The following is a 23,149-nucleotide window of genomic DNA, read 5'->3' as shown; positions in this document are numbered from 1 at the left end:
ATCCTCGCGGGCTTCAGCTAACTGGCGTTTGAGCTCATAAATTTCTCTTTTGTCTTCATTCAGGGGAACTTTACCCTCAGCTAAATTACCGGCTGTCTCATTTAAATACTGACTTTTCCAGCGCGTAACAGCTGAGTGAGATGCACCAGAAATTTCCATAACGTGTTTAATTGAATGATTATCTTCAACGATGAGTTTAGCGAATTCATTCTTTTGTTTTGGGGTAAAAGATTGGCGCACTTTTCTGTTTTTATCTGTCATGTAATGTCTCCAGTTTGATTGTCATTGTAGGCTATAATTGCCTACAAGAAAACTATACCAGTACAAAATTAGGTTTCTGCTTAGTTTTGAATAAGAGCTAGATAATCAATTATAGATAAATTGTTTTAAATACATATTGTTTCTCAATTAAATTGTATTATTTCGCCAAGTTAGTAATTGGCAATGCGATAAATTGAGCAAACTCATAAGTTCTATCTAAGACAGTTGTAATTGGTGATAGTCCCCTTGCTATTGCATTTTGTCTAGCAAGTTCATCTGGATCTTTAAGCATGCGGATTGTAAAAGTATAATAGATCGGTTTTTTAAGCTCTGTATAATTGGGTACATTAGGCGCTTCGTTAATAGGCAGTGCATGTCCACCTTTTTTTGTCAAGAATAAAAGAAAGCAGGGTTTGGTTCTGGTACCTACATAGCTGACCTTAAAGCTCTGAAATTGTTCAATTTCATTTTCAATTTTTACTTGTTCGTCTGTTGCGAGTATATTTTGAAAACACATGATCATCTCCATTTCTGCGAGCTGAGGTGGATTCATTGCGACTCCCTTGATTGAAGCATGTTCATACAAAACTGAAGCGTAGGTTTTTGGGGTATAACTAGACTCATTTGGTAGTATATTATCGCGAATATAATCAGTTTTTAAGATAAACTTAAGCTCATCTGACATTGGTGAAACCAACAGATACTTCTCAGTTATAATAAGTAAGTTTTCATCTGTAGGATCAAAAGCAAATCCGACTATTTTATCTTGCGTCGTGATTAGCTCTGTAGATTCAAATGCACCAGTTTTTTTTATGAGTGCATCATTAATGACATTCTCTTTTATATCAAAAAATCGACATCCTTGAAGTAATAAACTGGTCATTAAACATAGACTTATCATTGTCAATTTTTTCATATTCACACCTAATTAGGTTTAATAAACTAAATTGTTGTTATTAATAAAATATTATTACTTTATCTTCATCAAAGCTGCATGTATCTAAAATTTTTGCAATTTTAATGGGGACTTACATTTCAGCATCAAAACTAAAAAAACTGAATATTCAATTAATAAACCGTAACACCTACAAAACAATTTACCCTTTGAATTTAAATCACAATATGAGGAGTCGTTGACAAAACGGCGGTATGTGATTGCCCATCATTATTACTAGTATTATTAACATTAGCAATTTTAGCGGCTTCAAGTTTTAGAACAAAATCAGCTCTTTGTTCTTTATTCATAATCAAGGAGCATGCTTTAACATCATGCAGTATTAATAGTTCTATATTATTCTTATAAATTTCGTGAATGAATTTACGTTTTACCACAAAAGAACCTAAAGCAAGGTCTTGGATATTTTGTTTATTTTTGGTGAAAGCACAAATTATAAGTAAAAATGGTATGAAACCAAAAAATGTTAAAAATTTAGCTGATGTTCTTAGAAAAAATTGGCCTGGTGTAGGTTTTCTACCAAATTTATCAATAGTTTGAATACGAACAATACGATAACCAATCGTTGAAGATAATTTACTTAGTTCGCATATCAATTGATAGAAGAAGCTAATAATAATTATTATAAATGAGAATATAATTGTAAGAACAAGTATTTTTACAGCAATATGATTTTCAATAGGCTCAATTACATATCCTGTTATTAATTTAAACAAGGGATATAACGGTAAAACAACAATTGAAAAATCAATTATAAATGCTAAAAATCTTAGCCAAAATCCAGCATGCTTTTGTTTTTCAATTGTTAAAATATCCCATGTGTTAATTTTTTTTATTAGGTTTGATGATGTAGTTTGCATTATGTTTGTACTCTTCACTTTGTATATAAATCCTTAAATTCGGTTATAAGCATTTAAATATAGAGGGTTAATTAATGATAATATTGCTTTTAGTAAATACGCTCACCAAAATATTGTTCATAAAAATCAATCCAACTTTGCCGAGTTTTTTTATCGATTGCATGACTTTCACATCGGCCTTTATATTCATATCGCTTATATCCATCTGAATTACAGTATATTAATGTTGATAAAGCGAGTTTTTTTTCACTTTCACTGCTATTTACATTATTAAATATCTCTAAAAGCAGTGAATTGATAGGGGTGAATGAAAGATTATTAACGTAACGAAATGATTTTTTCTTAACCAATACCTTAGACTGCAATGAGTCAGATGTCATTAAATATCCTAATGAACAAAATAAAGCTTTTGGATTTTGACCTTGACTTAAAATGAGTTTGTCAATCATGCCTCCTAATGTTCCACAGCCTGTATAAAAGTATAGTGGATTGGGATTGGTATTATCTTCAATTTGAAGAATAAGCCACCTATTTAATAGGTGTAACCTTTCTTCTAAAGGTGTTGACCAATGGGCAGATTGACTTAATAGTGCTTGATTTGCGCGTAAAAACTCCCAGTTTCTTTGTGCAAGGTTATTATCGATTAATGCTATATATATTCGTTCAAGCTCAGCTTTATCTTGATTTACGATACCTGTCAAAAAAGCGTACGTCATCAAGGTTTGATTATCTAAAGCACGTAACAAAGTTTGCCTTATTTCTGGAATAGTTACACTTGCAGTTTTTAAGATAAAATTTAGGTCTTCTATTCTATTTTTTTTCTGAGCCAATACGCTATCGACTAATCGTACTTGGGCATAAAACGATTGAGCTGGTGTTAATTCATTTTTTAAAAGACGTTCCCATAGCAATTGACTCTCTTGAAAAAGATTAATTTTTTCATATGCATCTGCTTTTAATACCCAAAGTGAAAAGTTAATAAAATCTGATTTTTCATCAATTGATAAGTCAAGTTTATCAATTGCATCAATTACCTTGTAAGCATTCCCTTCAAGAGCCCAAAAAGCAGTGATATCAACTAAATTGGCAAGATCAGTTTTATCTTGTTGTTTTAATATATCAACAGTTTGCATAACTCTTGTTACGATTAATTCACGCTCAAAAGTACTATTCTTCACATGTTTTTTATAATCTCTGATCATCCTAAGTGTATTTGCAGCATTTAATTCAGGAAGTGTTTCTAAAATGTGATATTGATTAAATGCTAAGTAATCAGCGTTTACTCTTCCAACCCAATCTAAAGCATTTTCATAGGTTTCAACTTTTTGATATTGGACATTTAAATTTGATAAAGAGGAAAGAAAATTATTGCGTAACAATCTATTATAAGATAATTTATAGTTCAAAATGTGCATTTGAAATTGACCTTCTGGATAGGTATTTGAATAATGCTCAATTGAATCTAATAAAATAAATTGTGATCTGATCAGATTTAAAAAATGACTTTGTATGCCCAGTAATTTATCTGCTAATGGATAATAAGATAGTTTTGATCTTATGTTTTTTTGGTTAAACAAGCTCATTTCTAATGATTTATTAGCCGATCTAGCACTCATATAACTGGAATATTCATCTACAAGCTGGTTGCCGGTTTCAATAAATTTAAATTTTTCATATGCTGGTGTGTAATTAGAGCATCTAAAGTAATTGATTGCTATTAATAAATTGCTATATTCAGTCATTACTTTAGAATGACTAGTTTGCGCTAAAGTATTTTGAAAATTAGTGCATTTATTTAAATAAAATATTGGAACGAGATAGGAAATTAAGATTTTTTCACTAGGAGTAATATCAGAATCTTGAAAAATTTGGCGTACTAGCTCATCATAAAATTCAATACGTTCAGAAATTTGATGATAAGCACTTAAGTGCAAGTCATAATCATTAAATAAAGCGTGGGCTTTATTTTCAGTTAACAGCTTCGGTTTTAGAATGAAATTATTATCTAAACGTTTTGTTAAATGAATATTCTGGGTTGAATTTATAACATCAAGATTTTTATCTATGCTAATTAATAAAAGCAAATTTATTCTAGTGTCATTTTCTAAGTCTACAAAAGGTAAACTCTCCCTAAAAATATTAAAATCATAATTTGATTCGTAAACTAATTGCTCGCCCTTAGCACTCAAAGTAAAAAATATAATTATGAAAAAAGCTAATTGGCTCAAACAGTGTTTCAATTTGATATAAATAGCTTTCTCCACTTTATTATTGTATCCTTTGTATGATATAAGGCCTAATAACACACACATCCATGATAAATATTATTCATGACTAAAGGATATGGTGATGATTGAGCATAAAATTTTTACAATGAATTTTGCAAATATCTATTCATTATACATCAAAAAGATTACAAAAAAAGGTCGTACGATAGATGAACTTCATGATCTAATTTATTGGTTAACTGGGTTTGATGGTGCAAGTTTGGATGAAATACTCAAGAAACAGGTATCATTTAGAGATTTTTTCCATATAGCGCCTGCTTTAAACCCTGAGCGCCACAAAATTAAAGGGAGTATTTGTGGGATTAAAATTGAATCAATAAGCGACCCTTTAATGAAAGAAATTCGTTATTTAGACAAAATTGTAGATGATCTTGCTAAGGGTAAAACACTTGAAAGGATTAAAACAAGATTATGATCTATATTGTAACTTTTCACACTGAATAATTTAATCATCTGATATGTATACTATTTTAAAAAACTTCCAAACTAGACTAATTCGATTCGAAAACACCCATACACAACGAATACTGAATAAACCCCGAATTATACGAGCTGGATATGAGTTCTTGAGGTTTGGTATTTTACAAGCATGGATTTGCTTATTTGGTGGCATTATGTGTGCACTTTTGATAGCTACGCACTATTTTTATCCTGTAGAGAGTAGTCTTCATCGATATGACTTCTTAACTGTTTGCGCACTTATTATTCAGATAATGCTTATTTGGTCCAAATTAGAAACTTGGGATGAAGCTAAAATAATATTTATCTTTCATATCGTTGGTACTGTGATGGAAATATATAAAACTTATCATGGTTCTTGGATATACCCCCATCCAGCTTTTTTAAAAATAGGAGGCGTTCCTTTATTCACTGGTTTTATGTATGCAGCTGTCGGTAGTTACATATTTAGAGCTTGGAAGGTCATGGATTTTCAATTTTCTTATCATCCACCTAAATGGGCTTACGCACTATTATCATTAGCAATCTATGTGAATTTTTTTACAAATCACTATTTTTATGATGTCCGATACCTACTATTTGCTGCAAGCGTATTACTAATTGGGAGGTCTTGGATTTATTACAAAATATGGATCAAATATAGACGCATGCCTATGCTATTAGCTGGTTTCTTAACTGCATTTTTCATCTATATTGCTGAAAATATTGGCACATATAGTCAAGCTTGGGCTTACCCTAATCAAATTGATGGGTGGAAATGGGTTTCTCTTGGTAAATTAGGATCATGGTATTTATTAATTATTTTAAGTTATTGCTTAACCCTCATCGTTAAAGATATTAAAATTTTTGAAATTCAACGACGCTAAGTAGTTTAGAGGATTTCTTTGTGAATATATTTCACATCAAAGAATTAACTTTATAATTTAGACATAATTATACATTATTTTTTCATTGTAAGCCTATTACATGCATATCCGTATGATGATGAATTATGCTATCATTGATATGTATATATTGAATAATAGTATAAAACGTCTTGAGATACTTTACTTTAGCTAATTGCTGATTCAGTGATCTTAATATACAGTACTATTTTCATTGACTTTTATTGATAAACGTAAATGAGGTCAAATTGGAACCTTCAAAATTAAAAAAAATACTTTTTCCTTTCATCTTTCTTGGTGCAATCAGTGCGATTTGCGCAACAATATTGGTTGGATTAATTATATATGATGGCGCTGTTACCAACCCTACAACTGTTGAAAGCATAAAAGCAATACTTCCCCCTACACAAATTGAGAAACTTGAAGCATTTGAAAAGCAAAAAAAACTTGAATCTCAATAGTAGATTTATCAATCTAAAAAGGTGACTTAATGAAATACTATACACTGCCACATACTGCATTAGAAATTAGTCAATTAGGTCTTGGAACGATGACTTTTGGCGTTCAAAATAGCGAAATCGATGCCCATGAACAATTAGATTTTGCCATAGATTCCGGGATCAATTTCATTGATACAGCTGAAATGTACCCAGTTCCTCCTTCAAAAGAAAAGCATGGTGTGACAGAATCTTATATTGGTTCATGGATTGAAAAACGAAAAAATCGTGAAAAAATAATACTTGCCACGAAAGTTTTAGGGCCAACTCGATCTGCAGATCAAGCGATAAGACAAGATCAAGCGTTAGATAGAAAAAATATTCGTGTCGCATTAGATGAAAGTCTACAAAGATTAAAAACAGATTATATTGATCTTTACCAACTACACTGGCCACAGAGAGAAGCGAATTTTTTTGGCAAACTGAATTATCAGTACACGAGTGTGATCCCAACAGTTTCATTACTTGAAACACTTGAGGCGCTTTCTGAACAAGTTAAAGCTGGTAAAATTCGTTACATTGGCGTTTCTAACGAGACTGCTTGGGGTGTAATGAAATATTTAGAGCTTGCTAATAAGCACAATTTACCCAGAATTGTTAGCATTCAGAATCCTTATAGTTTACTTAATAGAACCTTCGAACATTCGCTTGCTGAGATCAGTCAGCACGAGGGGGTCAATCTTTTAGCTTATTCTTGCTTAGGGTTTGGAGTATTAACTGGTAAATATCTTAACAATGCGCAACCAAAGGATGCGAGAAATACTTTATTTACTCGTTTTGTTAGATATAGTAATGCCCAAAGTGTAAAAGCGACAGAAGCCTATGTAAATTTAGCTAACAAGCATGGAATAGATCCGGCGCAAATGGCTCTAGCTTTTGTAAACCAGCAGCCATTTGTGTCAAATACAATCATTGGAGCAACAACACTTAGTCAGTTAAAATCAAATATTGATAGCATAAATGTGACATTGTCACCTGAAGTGCTAGCTGATATCGAGGATATTCATACACTCTACCCTTACCCAGCGCCTTAAAAACATATAAATAGTTACCTAATATCGGGCTGATTTTCAAAGTAATACAGCAATTTCTACTTAATTTAAGGATGTTTAAATTAAGTAGGAAAATTATATGCTAAGTAAAATAAGTAGTTTAAGAAAATATAGAACAGAAAAATAGATGACAAAAAGACATTGGATTGTATTAAGCCTTTTTTTTATTTCAAGCACGATATTAATAGTCAAAAGTTTAGCAATTTGGTTACCTATTGTCATCAATATGAGTTTACCTGAACAATGGGTATTTTCTTTTTCAAATGAGGCTAAAACTACTAAAGACGAAAGTTCAATACAAGGTTTTTCATTTAAGAATTATCAGCTAAAATCGGATAAGTTTTATTTTCACATTAAGCGAAAAGACGGTAGCTATTGCCCTTTACTCTCTTTTAAAGGCGTTAACTTGACGTTTACTAGAGAAAATTTACCAACTAATGTTGATGAGTTCATCTTTGATATTTCATGTATTAATTTGATTGAGGAAACAGAACCTTCTTTTTTTACTTGGTCATCATTAAATAGTTACTTACCCCCATTTAATATTCATGCACATAATGTTAGGATCGTGAATGATGGTTTACCTATCGCAGTTACTGCTACGCATCAGTTAAATTTAAACTGGATATTTAAAAAAAATCAACATTTTATTAGATTAACTAATCCTAATATGCAGTTAGAAGGACACTTTGCGGAAATATCAAATTCTTTATTAGGAATCACATCTAAGCATCATTTTTTACCTCGATTAGGCCTCTACCCAGTTAATCAATCTAAGCGAATATCGGCTAAACGCTATGCTCTGACGATTGATACATTCAAGGCAAACATAACTAATGATTCAGAAAATCAAGTAAATATCACAAGTAAAGGTAATATTATTTTCAATGATATTATTGTTAGCATGCCAGAATTTGCCTTGTTTGAAGCTATTATTAATAGTGATTTATTACCTGAAAAAAATAATATAGCTAGAATCTCACTTAAACAAAATAAATTATTAGCGACATTACAGCAACCCAATGAAGGGGTGTTGCTTTCCTTACCTCTTACATTTTCTGATACAAAAATATCAATTGCCCAGGGGAAGTGGGCATGGCCTTATCTTGCACAAAAGTTACACGGTAACTTATTTTTATCAATTGACCAAGCAAATGAGTCTCTAAAGGAGACTTCTTTTAATGCAAGAATTAACATGCAAACTGAAGCAAAAAGAGGGAAAAGTAATCTAGTTTTAACTATCCCTCCAACTGAATTAAATCAAGTGTTGAACTATATGCCTTTTCAATTAACGGGTGGAATGAACATTGATAACCTTGCCTTAAACATGTCAGTTCCTGGATATTTTCATATAAATAACCAAGAGCCAGAAGTTAAATTGAAACCTAGTGCATTAGTCAGAGCATGGGGTCAATTAATCAATGATGTATATATAGAAGAAGCAAGATTTCCTCTTGCTGGTATTTCTATTACACCTAATGGAATTAATGGTAGGTTGCAAGCAATTCTAAAAACTAGAGAAGCTTTATGGGGACAAGTTGAATTGCACATGGATGGTAAAGCTATTAATTTATTACCAGATACTGGAAAATGGTTTTGGTTGAGTTGGGGAAACGGCAACATGCCGTTATTAAATGCAAAATGGGATATGGAATCGAAAGGGAAAATTCTCAATGGTACGCTTTATGTGGAAAATCTTTCAACTGGATTAAATCAAATACAGTATGGAAGAGTTAAAGTTGATGAACCTCGTATCACTTTAAATGAACCAATCATACTAATTCCTAATCATCATTCACTTGATAAAAAAGGGTATTTAAAAGGAAAGCTTGCGCTAGATGCTAATTCAATCAAATTTGATAATGGTGGTAAGATTGATAATCCAATTTTCGATGTAAGCCTATCAGGTAATAGTGTTAATGAGTTTCAATTTAAAGGAAATCTCCAGTCTGAAAGATTTAAGCATATTACTATCAATGGACGATGGGATGGTCAACGCTTACGTGGCCAGGGGTGGTGGCCTCTACAAGATGTACGTTCTTTTCGTAATCTTTTTTCTGATAAGACAGATTTAGATATTAAAACTGGAACATTTTATGCCCAAGCAAGTTTCTCTGCCGCTGAAAACCAAGGATTTGTCATGGGCGGGCATCTTGTTTTTAATGATGTTGATATGAGGTATGAAAATAGTCATATTTCAGGCCTTGATTTCATAATGCCTTATCACTTTGCTGATCATAGGTGGCAATTTGGTAAAAATGCCCCTGTTACTCTTCGCATACCTACGTTGGAAAATGTTATCCTCTATCAAAATATGCAAGTAGATCTTCAAGGTTACTATCCATTTGATACTGCTTACCCTTTGACAGTAAGCAATATCAACACTGATTTATTAGGTGGGAATTTATCTATAGATGCGATTAAATTCCCACAAACTGAACCCGCTTATTTAAAGGCTAAGCATATTAATAGTGAACAATTTTGGAAGCTTATTAATCCTACTCAATTTACAATGAAAGGCAGATTTGGTGGTGAATTTGAACTGTTATTTAATGATCCAGATTGGTTAATTAAAAATGGTTATGTATACAATGAAGAAGACATTGATGTTAATTTAGATACAAATCTAATTAATGATATTAAGAAAACTAATATTGCTGCAGGTGCGGCAGTTGATTGGTTAAGTGCGCTACAAATTGCAGAAATAAAGATGCAATTAACACTCACTAATTTAGGTGAATTAATGCTAACAAGTAGAGTAAAAGCAAAAAATAGTGCACTAAGTGAAGATAAATTAATTAATTTAAATTATTCACATAAAGAAAATGTACTTGCTTTATGGCGTAGCTTAAGCTTTAAAGATGACTTACACGATTGGATAGAATCAGTTGTGACAAAATTTCAAGACGATCTAAAACTGAAAGATTAGCCAAGAGCTAAGTTGGATTTACATTCAATGCATAAGCAATCTAACTCAAGCTGAACAGTATCGGTTATGAAACCTGCGCTTAACACACTAGTTTTTAATGCATTCACAATATCGATAGGCACATCTAATTCTTTTACTTTTCCACATTGGTTACAAATTAAAAACTGAGGTGCATTGTGTGAATGTTGGCATGCAATATGAATACATGCAATGTATTTATTTGCACTCTTAAGCCTATGGATTAAATTTTGTGATTCTAGTACATTCAGCATTCTGTAAATTGAGATGGGGGAAATACGCATATCGTGATTTGTTCGACAAAATTCTATAATTTCGTAAGCGGATAGAGGTGTACCGGCAACCAATAGAACACGTAAAATATTTTCACGTTTTAATGTCAGTTTCACACCATTTTTAGCACAATGTTGCTTGGCATGTTTTAGAATATATTCTAATTTATCCATTTAAATCAAGGATACCTTATTATGGTTGATATACTGAGCTTTCGCATTCAATATCATTAAATTTCACTTTCAGATAGAGTCTGAAAGCATAACATCATGAAAATTTCACCATAATAATCTCGTGGTAAAATTATTGCCTAAATATTCCTATGCTACACAATAATAAGGATTCTATCAATGAAATTAACTATCTCAGATGCAACATATAGATTAAATACGAGTAAGCATTTTAAAATTGATGCTTTGACTGTTTGCTCAGGCGATTATTGTGTCATTGTTGGTCAAAATGGTAGTGGGAAATCAGCTATCGCCGCTGCATTAGCGGGTGCTCTTGATATTTTAACAGGTTCAATTAATAATGATTTTCATCGTATTGAAATGATTTCTTTTGAGCAAATTCAAAAAATTATCAATAAGGAATGGGATCGTAATAACACTGATTTTGTATTAGACAATGAAATAGGAAAAACTGCGAAAAATATCATTTTAGATGAGCATAAAAATACTGATATGGAACATTTTAATCGATTAGTGTCTATATTTCAAATTGATTACCTTTTAAACCGATCATTTAGCCTTCTGTCTACAGGAGAAATGAGAAAAGTATTTTTATGTCAAAAATTACTTAATAGACCTGATTTATTAATATTAGATGAGCCATTTGATGGACTAGATATTCAATCTAGAGAATTTTTGATGCAAACACTTGAGTCATTAAATCAAACGGGTATGACGATTATACTTGTTCTAAATCGTTTTTCCGATTTACCTAAAGCTGCAGGAAAGTTAGGAATAGTTGCACAATTAGAGCTTATTTCATGGGGGGAATTAGATGAATTGGCTAATAAGATTGAAATTAACCAGCTTGCTTCTCTTGAAACTTTAATGAATAAGGAAATCCCAAAGCCCCCTGTAGAATCACCTAAATTTGTATTAAATCAGCCTAAAATAATACTAAAATCAGGTAAAGTTATTTTTGATGACACGATTATTTTTCAAGATTTAGACTGGGTAGTTCACCCAAATCAACATTGGCATATCATTGGTGAAAATGGAGCTGGAAAATCAACTTTATTGAGTATGATATCAGGTGATCATCCACAAGGTTATTCAAACGATTTGACTTTATTTGGCATTAAAATAGGAAGTGGAGAAACGATCTGGGATATCAAAAAACATATTGGCTATGTTAGCAGTAGTTTACATCAAGCTTATCGTGTTCGAATTAGTGCTAGGAATGTTATTCTGTCTGGTTTTTATGATTCTATTGGTCTCTACACGCAGCCAAGTGAAGAGGTTCTGTCACTCTGCTCACAATGGATTCAATTGTTAAATTGGTCAACAGATAAAATTAACTCCCCTTTTCATAGTCTTTCGTGGGGAGAGCAAAGACTTATTTTAATTGTAAGAGCATTTGTTAAGCACCCTTCTTTACTTATTTTAGATGAACCATTTCAAGGCTTAGATGCTTTGAATCGTGAATGGGTGAAAGTATGGATAAGCAAATTAATTTCATCAAGCCACTCCCAGTTAATTTTTGTATCTCATCACGCAATAGATGCCCCCACAGTAATTACAAACCGTATGATTATGAAAAAAGGAAAAAACGTCACTTTTGAATAAAAGTACTTGTTGCATGAATTTGTATAACAAGTTTAAAATATAAAAGTAGCATTTTTGTAAGTTTATATAATAATAGTAAATATTAACTAGTAGTTAATATTTAAATAAATGATAATGGTAATGTTTTCTTGAAATTAAGAAAGGTGCATATTTTTTTATTGCGTTTATTGGTGTTAATGATAATATGCGCCGCCTTATTAACCTAAATTTGCAGCATTTAATAGCCATTATGTCTTCAATATAATTTTTATAATTCAATTAATCAGGAATTAGGACCTATAAAGTATGAATCGTATTTTAAGTGTTTTTTTACTTTTTATTATCAGTGCATTAGGCTTTGCAACTAGTGCACATGCAACAGAATATCCTTTGCCACCCGCAGGAAGTCGTTTAATTGGTGAAAATATTATCTATACAGTACCAGCAGACAGTAAAATGGATTTAGAAACCATTGCCGATAAATTTAAAGTTGGTTTTTATGCTATGCTACAGGCAAATCCAGACATTGATGCCTACCTTCCTCGTCCTGGATCACAAATCATCATTCCACATCAAATCATTTTGCCAGATACAAAGCGTGAAGGAATCGTTGTTAATTTAGCAGAAATGAGACTTTACCATTATCCAAAAGGTAAAAATACAGTTATTGTGTACCCAATTGGTGTTGGTCAACAAGGCATTAATACACCCTTAATGACTACAACTATTAGCCAGAAAATACCTAATCCGACTTGGACTCCTACACCTAATATCAGGAAAAGATACGCTGCACAAGGGATTACTCTTCCTGCTGTATGGCCTGCTGGACCCGATAACCCAATGGGAGAATTTGCTCTACGATTAGCTTATGGCTCAGGTACATACCTAATCCATGGCACTAATGCTGATTTTGGAATTGGTTTGAGGGTAAGCTCAGGTTGTATACGTCTTCGTCCTAATGATATTAAAACACTTTTCCAAAGTGTAGATAAAGGGACAAGGGTTCAAATTTTAGATGATGCTATAAAAGTGACGGTTGAACCGGATGGTCGTCGCTATGTTGAAGTGCATGAACCATTAACTCAACATGAAGGTCAAGATTCTAAAACTATGCCAATACCGTTTTCTCCAGCAGTAAGAAGTTTTGCAACTCACCCAAATACGGATGCAGCTATGTTTGATCAACAAGTTGTTAGACGCTCTGGATTGCCTACTTTTGTTGGTAGACAGTAACATAGTTTACCCCACTATTTGATTAACTTCATCTAGTGGGTATTTTTCCCTTTCTTAAATTATACCCGTTTAAAAAAATCTTACCATTCTGTACTCAATACTTTTTCTAATGTCTTTATTTTAAGTATACATAAAGATCAAAGCCCTTGCGTCGTCATTAATATTATGCAAAAATTCAAACAACATTTTTTCAAGAGGAATCAAAAATGATTAAACAACGTAAATTACTTGGTACCCTTTTAGCATCATCAATAATTATATCTTCCTTTACTGCTAATGCAGAAGAAAACGTGTCTACATACCAGTTTGTAGATAATACAAATAAAATGATATCGATTGAAGATGGTAAAACTGATCTTAAACTCTCTTTTTTTGAAAATACCCCTGAGAACGTTGTGACTGAAATAAAAGCAGTTACGAATAAAAATGATCCTCTTTTGTCTACTTCAATTAACACATTTTTAATTCAAGCGTCTGATAAAGTGATATTAATTGATGCTGGTGCAGGTAGTTGCATGGCGGATAATGCAGGAAAAACAGTGAAAACTTTATCTGACTTAGGAATCACCCCAGAAAGTGTTACTGATGTATTACTTACTCATGCACATCCTGATCATATATGTGGTCTAATGAAGGTTGATGCAGAGAATAATTTTACAATACCAACCTATCCTAATGCTGTGATTCATATTAGTGAAGAAGAGTATCAATACTGGACTCAGAAAGATAACGGTGAAAGTGCAAAATCTATTTTAGATGCATATAACAAAACAAATCCAAACTTAATTGCTCGTTTTAAAGCTGGAGATACCATCCTGGAACAGTTTAAAACAATCGCTGCATATGGTCATACTGTAGGTCATATTGCTTATTTATGGACGCCAAGCGCAGGGAATGAATGGCTATTTTGGGGTGATGTCATGCATAATAATGCTATGCAATTTGCTTACCCAAATATTACACTAAAATTTGACTCTAATGCTGATTTAGCAAAACAGACACGTTTAAAAATTATGGAGGACGCGGCTTTGAATAAATGGAGTGTTGCAGGTTCGCATCTTCCTTATCCAGGCGTTGGTAAAATTACTAAAGAAGCTGATAATAGCTTTAAATGGAATGTATTAAATTAATAATTATTCCCCCGCTTTAATATGCGGGGGATATATGACTAGCTATAAAATTTTATCAAGTAATGTATGGTACCATAATCCAATTAATAAGGTAGGTGTTCTTAGAAACTCAGGGCCGATAAAGCGATTATGCTTAATTTTTCCGTATAAGTCAAAACCTTTAGCTTCTCCATCAATTGCGTGAGCAACTAGCTTTCCAGCGATACCTGTTAAGGCTACCCCATGCCCCGAAAAACCTTGTAAGTAAAAGATATTATTTTGAATTTTACCAAAATCAGGTAATTGATTCATGGTTACATCAACGTGTCCTCCCCAAGTATAATCAATTTTAATATCTTTAACTGATGGAAACACTCTTGTCATACGACTTTTTACTCGTTCAATATAGTTCTCTGGTACATTGGAACCAAGGGCTACATCCCCACCGAATAGTAGTCTATTATCAGGGGTGAATCTGAAATAATCTAATTGTATGTCTGTATCACAAACTGCTGCTTTACTAGGTATCAACGAATCGGCAAAAGCTTTATCTAATGGCTCAGTGACTGTTATATAGGTACCAACAGGCATGATCTGTTTTTCAATTTTTTTAGGAAGTAATTTTCCATATTCATTGGTATAAACATTCCCAGCAATTAAACAATATTTACTTTGGCAGTTAGCTAAAGGAGTCTTGATAATAAGAGTGCTATCCCCTTGAATTGAAACAGCTGGCGTGTTTTCATAAATTCTAACACCTAATGATTTAGCAATATCAGCAAGGCCAAGTGCGTATTTGAGAGGGTTTAGATGCCCAGAAAAATCGTCATAAACAGCATTATGATAGATATCACTATTAATATAATTTGATATCGCTTGTTTTGGGATTATTTTTTGGTGTGGGTAATTAAATTTTGATAGTTTAAGTTCGGCTGACTCAAACAGTTCTTTTGCTTTTTTCTTATTAGTTGAGACAGCTAAAAATCCAGGTTCAAAATCGCATTCAATATTATATTTTTGTATTCTTTGTTTGAGTAATGCCACTCCTTCGACACTTATATCCCAGAATTGTTTAGCTTGTTCAATACCAAATTTTTTAATGAGCTGATCATCTGCAGCATAACCAACAATAACTTGACCTCCATTTCTTCCTGAAGCGCCAAACCCACATTGTATGCTTTCAAGAACAACAACATCATACCCCATTTGCTTAAGTTCAATTGCAGCGCTTAAACCTGCAAAACCAGCTCCAATGATACATATATCAGATTGAATATTTTCAGTTAAAGGTGTGTGTATGGCATTACGTACTAAATTAGCTTCATAGTAGGAATATTTATTTAGTTGTTTATCTTTTTTGACTAAGTTTGCCATTTAAACTCCATGTATTTTTCTCTTTAGATTGCTATATTTTATCATTATTATAAGTTACTAGGGAATCAAAAGAAAATGATATCTTAAAGGAAAAACATGAAGAGCAACCCTTTCTTATTGAGCAATAAACTCAACAAGAAAGGTAATTTAAAAATTAAATAGGCGTATGAACTGCGTCTTGATTAATTTTAAAAAGTGATACCGCATCAGACAAATGGGCTGCCTGATATTCTAGTTCTTTTGCAGAACTTGCTAATTCATGAACTAGAGATCCATTTTCTTGGGTTACTTGATCCATTTGGTTAACAGCTTGAGAAACTAATTGTATTCCCCTGCTTTGTTCATCCGATGCTGAAGATATTTCACCCATAATATCATTAACTTTTGCAACTGATTGTACGATTTCTTGAATTGTATTTCCTGCGTTTTCGACTAGCTCTGAGCCTAAATTAACACGAGTAATCGATTCATCAATTAATTGTTTTATTTCTCTTGCTGCTTGAGCACTACGCTGTGCAAGGTTTCTTACCTCTCCTGCTACAACAGCAAATCCGCGTCCTTGCTCTCCAGCCCTTGCCGCTTCAACGGCTGCATTTAATGCAAGAATATTTGTTTGAAAAGCGATACCGTCGATAACTGATGTAATTGCACCAATTTTTTGTGAGCTTTCAGTTATATCCTTCATGGTAATTACAACTGTTTCTGTAATTTCACCACCTTTTATGGCTGTTTTAGTGGAAGCTTGAGCAAGTTCAGATGCAGAACGTGCATTATCTGCATTGAGTTTTACAGTTGCGGTTAACTCCTCCATACTTGCAGCGGTTTCTTGCAGTGATGATGCTTGCTCTTCAGTTCTAGCAGAAAGCTCGTCGTTTCTCATGGCCATGTTTTCAACACCTTTAACCATAACATGAGACGAGTCTCTGACTACAATAACAGTATTGATCAGATATTGTTGCATTTTAGTAAAATATTCATAAAGTTTGCTAATTTCGTTATTACCTGAAAAGTAAGGGCGTTGGGTTAAATCGCCATTTGCAATATGATTGAATTGTTCTAACAGATCTTCCATTGGTTTTTTTACAATGGTTCTAGTCCACCATAATGAGAATATCAATAATGCAGCAAGTAATATTAATTCTATAACAAATTGTGTCACTGCGCGGTTATGATCTACTACAGATGTTTCATCAAAATCATTTAATTGTCCTGCAATTATTGTTAGAAACTCATCTGACGCTGCTGCAAATTTTTCTTGCGATAATGAGGCATCTATAGCTCTATAGGCTTTAAAACCATCTTTGTTTAATGCTTCTTGTTGGTTTCTAAGATCAGCATATAAAACATCAAATGTGGACTTAACTTTATCTATTGCTACTTGATTTGCAGGTATTGGATTTTTGATTTCAACGAAGCGGCTTATATCTTGTTCAGCTATATTGAGTAATTTGACTGCTTTTTCTAAATCCTGATTAAAACGTTCAGTATTTTCTTCTATTGCGGATGAAGCAGCGCGATATGCCTCAACACGTGACTGAATGACATTACGCCTAGCCAAAGCAAGTTCATCAATTTGATTATTTAATACCACTGTAGTGCTAAAATTGTCATCGCTTTTTTCAGAACGAATAACGGCGACAAATGAAGATATAAGATGTACAACAACAAAAATGACAATCAGTAATGACATACTCGTCGTGATGTTGATTTTTTTAAACATGGGTTGCTCCATTCCTTTATGATTGAGGATTCATATAAAATCCTGTTTAGTTTTACCAATTTCCCTGGTACAGCAATAAATATTAAAAATTTTTCTTATGCTACTTTTCATATGTAGGGTTCATACAGTAGCTATATGAACATGATTTATTATGTTATTTTGTAAAAAATAATAGTATTCTATCTTTAATATAGCAAAAAATATCTAGTTAGTTAATTCATTCTAGTAATTAAATGCAAAAAAAAATTAGCATGTATTGAGATATTAATGCTTTAGTGTGATTTAAAGCATTGATAATAATTAATTAATTTATCATTTTAGTTTGGTATGCATCTTATTGGGTTAGATGTATACTGTAACATATTTTAATAAAATATTGCATTTGTAAGTATTGCTTCTGAAAATGTTTTATTTTTATCTGCAAAAACGAATTTAACACATGAAAAATGTGTATAATAGGTAACCAAAGTTTACTAAAGTGTTTGTTGTCAAGTTTTATGCTTTTCTTGATTTAGTTTAAAACACACTTCTGAGAATACTTTTAATACATATGTTTAAATAATTTAGATAAATTGAAATCTAATGAGAGAATTATTTTAAAATGGCGACTATTGATAAGTATATCAACTCCAATGCACGTACTAACTACCCGTATGAGCTACCTATTTTCAATGCTATTTCACGTGTTAATTTTCATGAAATTGATAGAAGATTCAATTTTACGACCTTTGGAATGGGCTGTTTTTGGGGGGTAGAACGATTATTTTGGAAACTACCTGGTGTCTATGTAACCATGGTTGGCTATAGCGCTGGGACATTTGATTATCCTACTTATGAAGAAGTATGTACTGGTCAAACTGGTCATGCTGAAGTTGTCAGGATTTATTTTGATGACTCAAAAATTACATTTGCGTCATTGCTCAAAAACTTTTGGGAAAATCATGATCCTACACAAGGCATGCAACAAGGTAATGATATCGGCTCTCAGTATCGTTCTTTGATTATTTGCAAAGATGAAGAGCAAATGCAGCAAGCTGAAACTTCATACAAAGCATACAGTGAGGCCTTAGCGATGGCAAATTATGGTAAAACAATTACGACTGAAATACTACCTCAACAGCCCTTCTATTTTGCAGAACCTTATCATCAGCAATATCTTTTTAAAAATCCAAATGGGTACTGCGGACTAGGTGGAACAGGAATCTGTTTGCTGTAAATTTTATCATCTTTAATGATAAATAGTTACCAGTCTATTATAAACTAATAAAATACAAAATATTACCAAAAGGTTAGATGGAAATTTTATGTTAGAATCAATTTTTATTATTTTTTTACTTATTCTGATTAGTGCATTTTTTTCAGTTTCCGAAATATCACTTGCAGCATCAAGAAAGACAAAGCTTAAAATGCTTATTGATAGTGGGGATAAACGAGCAGAACTTGTTATTCAGTTCCAAGAACGCCCTGGTAAATTTTTCACTGTTGTTCAAATAGGATTAAATGCCGTTGCTATTTTAGGTGGTATTGTAGGTGAATCAGCTTTCTCTATTTACTTCGCCGATTTGTTTAAATTTTTCTTATCTGAATCAATTTCAGAAACATTAGGTTTTTTAACTTCTTTTATTCTTGTTACGAGCTTTTTTGTTCTTTTTGCTGATTTAACGCCTAAAAGGCTGGGTATGACAGCCCCTGAGCTTATATCGATTAGAATTATTAAACCAATGCGTTTTTGTATTATGATTTTTTCTCCAATCGTTTGGTTTTTTGACTCACTTGCTACTCTTATATTCCATATCTTTAAAGTCCCTACAGAGAGGAATGATGATGTGACTTCTGAAGACATTTACGCTCTTGTTGAGGCTGGTGTTATGGCCGGAGTGTTAAAAAAAGAAGAGCATCAATTCATAGAGAATGTTTTTGACCTAGACCAAAGGACAGTACCGTCAGCAATGACACCACGTGAAAATGTTGTTTATTTTGAAAAATCTGAATCGGATGATATGGTTAAGAGTAAAATAGCAGCTCACCCGCATTCAAAATTTTTAGTCTGTGATAATGATATTGATCATATTATTGGATATGTGGATTCTAAAGATCTACTTAATCGTGTTTTGAGCAATCAAAGTATCTCGCTTGACAGTGGTATGACCATTACAAATGTATTAATGTTTCCAGATACTATCACTTTATCAGAAGCTTTAGAGAGCTTTAAAGCTTCAAAGGAAGACTTTGCTGTTGTTTTGAATGAATATGCTATTGTCATGGGAATTATCACTTTAAATGATGTATTGACAACATTAATGGGTGGATTAGTTTCTCAAGGAGATGAAGAGCAAATTATTGAACGTGGCGATAATTCTTGGTTGATTGATGGAGTGACTCCTATAGAGGAAGTGCAGAGAGTATTGGGTATAGATGAATTTCCTGATACTGATAATTATGAAACAATTGGCGGATTTATGATGTATAAATTGCGCAAGATTCCTAAAAGAACAGATACTGTGATATTTGATGAGTTTAAATTTGAAGTAGTCGATATTGATAATCATAAAATTGACCAGTTGCTCGTAACTAAAAAATTAATAGAAACTGACAATCCCTCTTCCGAAGTGTCAACAAACCTTTAAAATTGGTTATGGAATGAGCGTATAGACTTAAAAGCGTGATAATTCTCAATTAAGATATTTTTTTTGCTTGACGTACGTCACACTTTTGGTAATTTATTGCAAGTTTTTTTTAATTTGATGTTTATATTTTAACTTTACATTAACAATAGAGGTGTTTTATGACAATTAAGATTGGTATAAATGGTTTTGGTCGTATTGGACGTATCGTATTTCGTGCTGCACAAGAAAGAAAAGATATTGAAATTGTAGCAATAAATGACCTTTTAGATGCTGATTATATGGCTTACATGTTAAAATATGATTCTACTCATGGTCGTTTTGATGGTACTGTTGAAGTTGTTGATGGTCAATTGATCGTTAATGGTAAAAAAATTCGCGTCACAGCTGAAAGAGATCCTGCAAATTTAAAATGGAATGAAGTAGGTGTAGATGTCGTTGCTGAAGCAACAGGTCTTTTCTTAACTGATGATACTGCTCGTAAACATATTGCTGCTGGTGCTAAAAAAGTTGTGATGACAGGTCCTTCTAAAGATGATACACCTATGTTTGTTATGGGTGTGAATCATAAGCAATATGCTGGACAAGATATTGTTTCAAATGCATCATGTACAACAAACTGCCTTGCGCCATTAGCTAAAGTGATTAATGATAACTTTGGCATTGTTGAAGGTTTAATGACAACCGTCCATGCTACAACTGCTACACAAAAAACAGTTGATGGTCCATCTTCGAAAGATTGGCGCGGTGGTCGTGGTGCGGCTCAAAACATCATTCCTTCTTCTACAGGTGCTGCTAAAGCGGTAGGTAAAGTTATTCCTGAGTTAAATGGCAAACTTACAGGAATGGCATTCCGAGTCCCTACTCCTAATGTTTCTGTAGTTGATTTAACAGTTCGCATCGAAAAAGCAGCTACTTACAAACAAATTTGTGATGTAATGAAAAAAGCTGCTGAAGGTGAAATGAAAGGTGTTTTAGGTTACACAGAAGATGAAGTTGTATCAACTGACTTTAATGGCGAAATCTTAACTTCTGTATTCGATGCTAAAGCTGGTATTTCACTTAACGACAATTTCGTTAAGCTAGTTTCTTGGTATGATAATGAAGTTGGTTACTCTAATAAAGTTCTTGATTTAATTTCTCATATCTCTAAATAATAATCTTAAGCTGATAAGATTTAACAAGGCGACTTCGGTCGCCTTTATTTTATATAAAATATCTTTTATGAAAACTAACCTAATTTCTGTACGATACCAAGGCGTATTATTTATAATTTTAGCAGGCTGTGTTTTTGCAGCTGTAAATGCAATTACACCATATATTTCTATGACTTTTAGCTTGAATTCAGGCTGGATTGCATTCTACCAATACTTTTTTGCGCTAATTGCTATGCTTCCTTGGGTTGTAAAATCCAATATATTAAAACACTTCCATACACATTTTTTTTGGCGTCATTTTTGGAGAGTGATGCTTGCCGTAGTTGGTGTTCATTTTTGGGTAAGAGCACTTACTGTTCCGATTCCAATTGGCCAAGGCCTATCATTGTTGATGTTATCACCTTTTTTTGTGATTTTAGGTGCGGTTATTTTTCTTAAAGAACGAATTTCTTCTAAAAGGTTTCTCGCACTATTAACTGGTTTTTTGGGTGCTCTTATTATTCTAAATCCATGGGCTGAAGAGTTTAGCTATGTTATGCTTTTCCCATTATTAGCAGCATTTTTTTTCGCATGCCATACAATTATGCTAAAAGACATCACGGATACAGATGGTGCTTTTACGATTGTCCTTTATCTGTATGTATTAATCTTGCCTTTTAATCTAATGCTTGCAATAACGGATAACCTGACTACATTTAACGATTTACATTTTATGATACCGAATCTGAATGCTTTATTTTGGCTCGGTGTTTTGGGGCTGTTGACTGCTGTTGGTCAATGGAGTCTTGCTAAAGCCTATAGCTTCGCTGATGCGTCCTATATTCAACCTTTTGATTATGTTAAACTACCCATCAATTTATTACTTGGTTTTTTAATTTTCGGATGGGGAATCAGTTGGTTATTTTTCATAGGTGCATCACTTATATTACTCGCCTCTATCTATATCACATTTAGTGATAAACCGCTATCAAAGAACTAATGTTAGTTATCATAGCATGTATTCACTTACCTCCTCCTTCTCTAAATGAAGGGAGGCCATACTGCTGTTAGTCGCTTCGGTGTGTTCTTATTGCTGGCTCTTGTTTAGAAGAATGAGCTTGTATTAAACGATTTTCTTTTGATACTTAGAATAGCTAGGATATGTTCAACTGCTATTTTTAGGTGATTCAGCGATTAAATACACCCAAGTTAAGCCAATCAATTAACTTATTGTTATTGAATGTAAAAACATAGCGTGTTGTTTTTTTGCAACAATCCAATCACTCAGTGTCTCTAAAAAGAGACATTTATGAGTATGTTTTTAAAGGAAATTGCTCATGCTATCTATAGGCGTCTTTAATTTGCGACAATATCGTACTTAAAACTGCACTTAAAGTTTATTTAGCTGTAAAAACACGATTAGTTTAAACAATTTTTCATAAACTAAAAATCAATTTCAAATGCATTACCATTTTACTCTATTAATTTTAACTCCAAGGTTATGTTATTTAATGATTTTATTTTTAATTGAATTTAACCCACTAAATAAACCAAAACACCCATAAAAAGTTGGCACGCAAATTGCTTATCTATTAGTAGCTCATTCACACTCGTATCATTCTGATTATCAGAATTTACACTTAGAATGAAGCCCACAATATGGTGCCTATCGTCAAACATCGGATATCAACCTTAATAGGCT

The 23,149-nt window shown here is 32.6% G+C and carries 19 protein-coding genes; 12 read left to right on the top strand and 7 right to left on the bottom strand.

Translation table 11 applies throughout. From position 1 onward, the window contains the following. The 4 genes from BMW37_RS10810 to BMW37_RS10795 all read right to left on the bottom strand — a co-directional run. On the bottom strand, positions 1–261 hold a 261-nt coding region (locus BMW37_RS10810; protein ID WP_143047637.1), incomplete at its 3' end, for a transposase. Positions 262–418: 157 nt separating this feature from the next. Then, a complete protein-coding gene (locus BMW37_RS10805) occupies positions 419–1,177 on the bottom strand; it encodes a hypothetical protein (protein ID WP_093320878.1) in 759 nt (252 codons plus the stop codon). 194 nt (positions 1,178–1,371) lie between these two features. After that, positions 1,372–2,076, bottom strand: a complete 705-nt coding sequence (locus BMW37_RS10800) for an RDD family protein (RefSeq protein WP_093320876.1) — start codon at positions 2,074–2,076, stop codon at positions 1,372–1,374. 89 nt (positions 2,077–2,165) lie between these two features. After that, complete coding sequence (locus tag BMW37_RS10795; RefSeq protein WP_218139526.1) at positions 2,166–4,304, bottom strand: hypothetical protein; 2,139 nt, start codon at positions 4,302–4,304, stop codon at positions 2,166–2,168. A 121-nt stretch (positions 4,305–4,425) separates the two neighbouring features. Here BMW37_RS10795 and BMW37_RS10790 point away from each other — a divergent pair, with 121 nt between their 5' ends. The 5 genes from BMW37_RS10790 (at position 4,426) to BMW37_RS10770 (ending at position 10,185) form a co-directional block, all read left to right on the top strand. Next, positions 4,426–4,779, top strand: coding sequence for a DUF2200 domain-containing protein (locus BMW37_RS10790; RefSeq protein WP_093320870.1), 354 nt, complete (start codon positions 4,426–4,428; stop codon positions 4,777–4,779). A gap of 43 nt (positions 4,780–4,822) precedes the next feature. After that, positions 4,823–5,689, top strand: a complete 867-nt coding sequence (locus tag BMW37_RS10785; RefSeq protein WP_093320868.1) for a DUF817 domain-containing protein — start codon at positions 4,823–4,825, stop codon at positions 5,687–5,689. Positions 5,690–5,955: 266 nt separating this feature from the next. Beyond that, entirely contained in the window at positions 5,956–6,168 is a 213-nt protein-coding gene (locus BMW37_RS10780) for a hypothetical protein (protein ID WP_093320864.1), read from the top strand. A gap of 29 nt (positions 6,169–6,197) precedes the next feature. Further along, positions 6,198–7,238 (top strand): NADP(H)-dependent aldo-keto reductase, encoded by a 1,041-nt coding sequence (locus BMW37_RS10775; RefSeq protein WP_093320862.1) that lies wholly within the window; start codon positions 6,198–6,200, stop codon positions 7,236–7,238. A 145-nt stretch (positions 7,239–7,383) separates the two neighbouring features. Next, a complete protein-coding gene (locus tag BMW37_RS10770) occupies positions 7,384–10,185 on the top strand; it encodes an intermembrane phospholipid transport protein YdbH family protein (protein ID WP_093320859.1) in 2,802 nt (933 codons plus the stop codon). Here BMW37_RS10770 and BMW37_RS10765 read toward each other — a convergent pair. After that, positions 10,182–10,649 (bottom strand): Fur family transcriptional regulator, encoded by a 468-nt coding sequence (locus tag BMW37_RS10765; RefSeq protein WP_093320857.1) that lies wholly within the window; start codon positions 10,647–10,649, stop codon positions 10,182–10,184. The genes BMW37_RS10770 and BMW37_RS10765 overlap by 4 nt on opposite strands. Before the next feature lie 177 nt (positions 10,650–10,826). Between BMW37_RS10765 and modF the strand changes: the two genes are divergently transcribed. From modF to BMW37_RS10750, 3 genes are all read left to right on the top strand, one after another. Then, the gene (gene modF, locus BMW37_RS10760) at positions 10,827–12,272 is read left to right on the top strand and encodes a molybdate ABC transporter ATP-binding protein ModF (RefSeq protein WP_093320855.1); all 1,446 of its coding nucleotides are present in this window, start codon (positions 10,827–10,829) and stop codon (positions 12,270–12,272) included. Between the two features lie 285 nt (positions 12,273–12,557). Then, positions 12,558–13,484 carry a L,D-transpeptidase family protein gene (locus BMW37_RS10755; protein ID WP_093320853.1) on the top strand — a complete coding sequence of 309 codons (927 nt, stop codon included), beginning with the start codon at positions 12,558–12,560 and terminating at the stop codon, positions 13,482–13,484. A gap of 206 nt (positions 13,485–13,690) precedes the next feature. Next, positions 13,691–14,614 (top strand): MBL fold metallo-hydrolase, encoded by a 924-nt coding sequence (locus BMW37_RS10750; RefSeq protein WP_093320851.1) that lies wholly within the window; start codon positions 13,691–13,693, stop codon positions 14,612–14,614. Between the two features lie 42 nt (positions 14,615–14,656). Here BMW37_RS10750 and BMW37_RS10745 read toward each other — a convergent pair whose 3' ends face one another. Both BMW37_RS10745 and BMW37_RS15770 read right to left on the bottom strand, forming a co-directional pair. Further along, positions 14,657–15,967: an NAD(P)/FAD-dependent oxidoreductase gene (locus BMW37_RS10745; RefSeq protein WP_093320848.1), complete on the bottom strand. Its 1,311-nt coding sequence runs from the start codon at positions 15,965–15,967 to the stop codon at positions 14,657–14,659. Between the two features lie 154 nt (positions 15,968–16,121). Then, positions 16,122–17,687: a methyl-accepting chemotaxis protein gene (locus BMW37_RS15770; RefSeq protein ID WP_177168650.1), complete on the bottom strand. Its 1,566-nt coding sequence runs from the start codon at positions 17,685–17,687 to the stop codon at positions 16,122–16,124. Between the two features lie 601 nt (positions 17,688–18,288). On the opposite strand from BMW37_RS15770, the gene msrA reads away from it, so the two are divergent. From msrA to BMW37_RS10720, 4 genes are all read left to right on the top strand, one after another. Next, entirely contained in the window at positions 18,289–18,903 is a 615-nt protein-coding gene (msrA, locus tag BMW37_RS10735; protein WP_093320843.1) for a peptide-methionine (S)-S-oxide reductase MsrA, read from the top strand. 88 nt (positions 18,904–18,991) lie between these two features. Then, on the top strand, positions 18,992–20,314 hold the full coding sequence (gene paeA, locus BMW37_RS10730; protein WP_093320841.1) for a polyamine export protein PaeA: 1,323 nt from the start codon (positions 18,992–18,994) through the stop codon (positions 20,312–20,314). A 158-nt stretch (positions 20,315–20,472) separates the two neighbouring features. After that, on the top strand, positions 20,473–21,468 hold the full coding sequence (gene gapA, locus BMW37_RS10725) for a glyceraldehyde-3-phosphate dehydrogenase (RefSeq protein WP_093320839.1): 996 nt from the start codon (positions 20,473–20,475) through the stop codon (positions 21,466–21,468). A gap of 67 nt (positions 21,469–21,535) precedes the next feature. Then, entirely contained in the window at positions 21,536–22,447 is a 912-nt protein-coding gene (locus BMW37_RS10720; protein ID WP_093320836.1) for a DMT family transporter, read from the top strand. The last annotated feature ends 702 nt before the right edge of the window (positions 22,448–23,149 follow it).

The sequence above is a fragment of the Thorsellia anophelis DSM 18579 genome, from assembly GCF_900111395.1.
Lineage (GTDB): Bacteria > Pseudomonadota > Gammaproteobacteria > Enterobacterales > Thorselliaceae > Thorsellia > Thorsellia anophelis.
Note: the sequence above shows the minus strand (reverse complement) of the source record. Positions and strands in the feature narration are given on the sequence as shown.

Excerpts from the sequence above, each read along its gene's own strand:
- BMW37_RS10805 (WP_093320878.1), bottom strand. The coding sequence starts at position 1,177 with ATGAAAAAATTGACAATGATAAGTCTATGTTTAATGACCAGTTTATTA.
- BMW37_RS10800 (WP_093320876.1), bottom strand. The coding sequence starts at position 2,076 with ATGCAAACTACATCATCAAACCTAATAAAAAAAATTAACACATGGGAT.
- BMW37_RS10790 (WP_093320870.1), top strand. The coding sequence starts at position 4,426 with ATGATTGAGCATAAAATTTTTACAATGAATTTTGCAAATATCTATTCA.
- BMW37_RS10785 (WP_093320868.1), top strand. The coding sequence starts at position 4,823 with ATGTATACTATTTTAAAAAACTTCCAAACTAGACTAATTCGATTCGAA.
- BMW37_RS10775 (WP_093320862.1), top strand. The coding sequence starts at position 6,198 with ATGAAATACTATACACTGCCACATACTGCATTAGAAATTAGTCAATTA.
- BMW37_RS10770 (WP_093320859.1), top strand. The coding sequence starts at position 7,384 with ATGACAAAAAGACATTGGATTGTATTAAGCCTTTTTTTTATTTCAAGC.
- BMW37_RS10765 (WP_093320857.1), bottom strand. The coding sequence starts at position 10,649 with ATGGATAAATTAGAATATATTCTAAAACATGCCAAGCAACATTGTGCT.
- modF (WP_093320855.1), top strand. The coding sequence starts at position 10,827 with ATGAAATTAACTATCTCAGATGCAACATATAGATTAAATACGAGTAAG.
- BMW37_RS10755 (WP_093320853.1), top strand. The coding sequence starts at position 12,558 with ATGAATCGTATTTTAAGTGTTTTTTTACTTTTTATTATCAGTGCATTA.
- BMW37_RS10750 (WP_093320851.1), top strand. The coding sequence starts at position 13,691 with ATGATTAAACAACGTAAATTACTTGGTACCCTTTTAGCATCATCAATA.
- BMW37_RS10745 (WP_093320848.1), bottom strand. The coding sequence starts at position 15,967 with ATGGCAAACTTAGTCAAAAAAGATAAACAACTAAATAAATATTCCTAC.
- BMW37_RS15770 (WP_177168650.1), bottom strand. The coding sequence starts at position 17,687 with ATGTTTAAAAAAATCAACATCACGACGAGTATGTCATTACTGATTGTC.
- msrA (WP_093320843.1), top strand. The coding sequence starts at position 18,289 with ATGGCGACTATTGATAAGTATATCAACTCCAATGCACGTACTAACTAC.
- paeA (WP_093320841.1), top strand. The coding sequence starts at position 18,992 with ATGTTAGAATCAATTTTTATTATTTTTTTACTTATTCTGATTAGTGCA.
- gapA (WP_093320839.1), top strand. The coding sequence starts at position 20,473 with ATGACAATTAAGATTGGTATAAATGGTTTTGGTCGTATTGGACGTATC.
- BMW37_RS10720 (WP_093320836.1), top strand. The coding sequence starts at position 21,536 with ATGAAAACTAACCTAATTTCTGTACGATACCAAGGCGTATTATTTATA.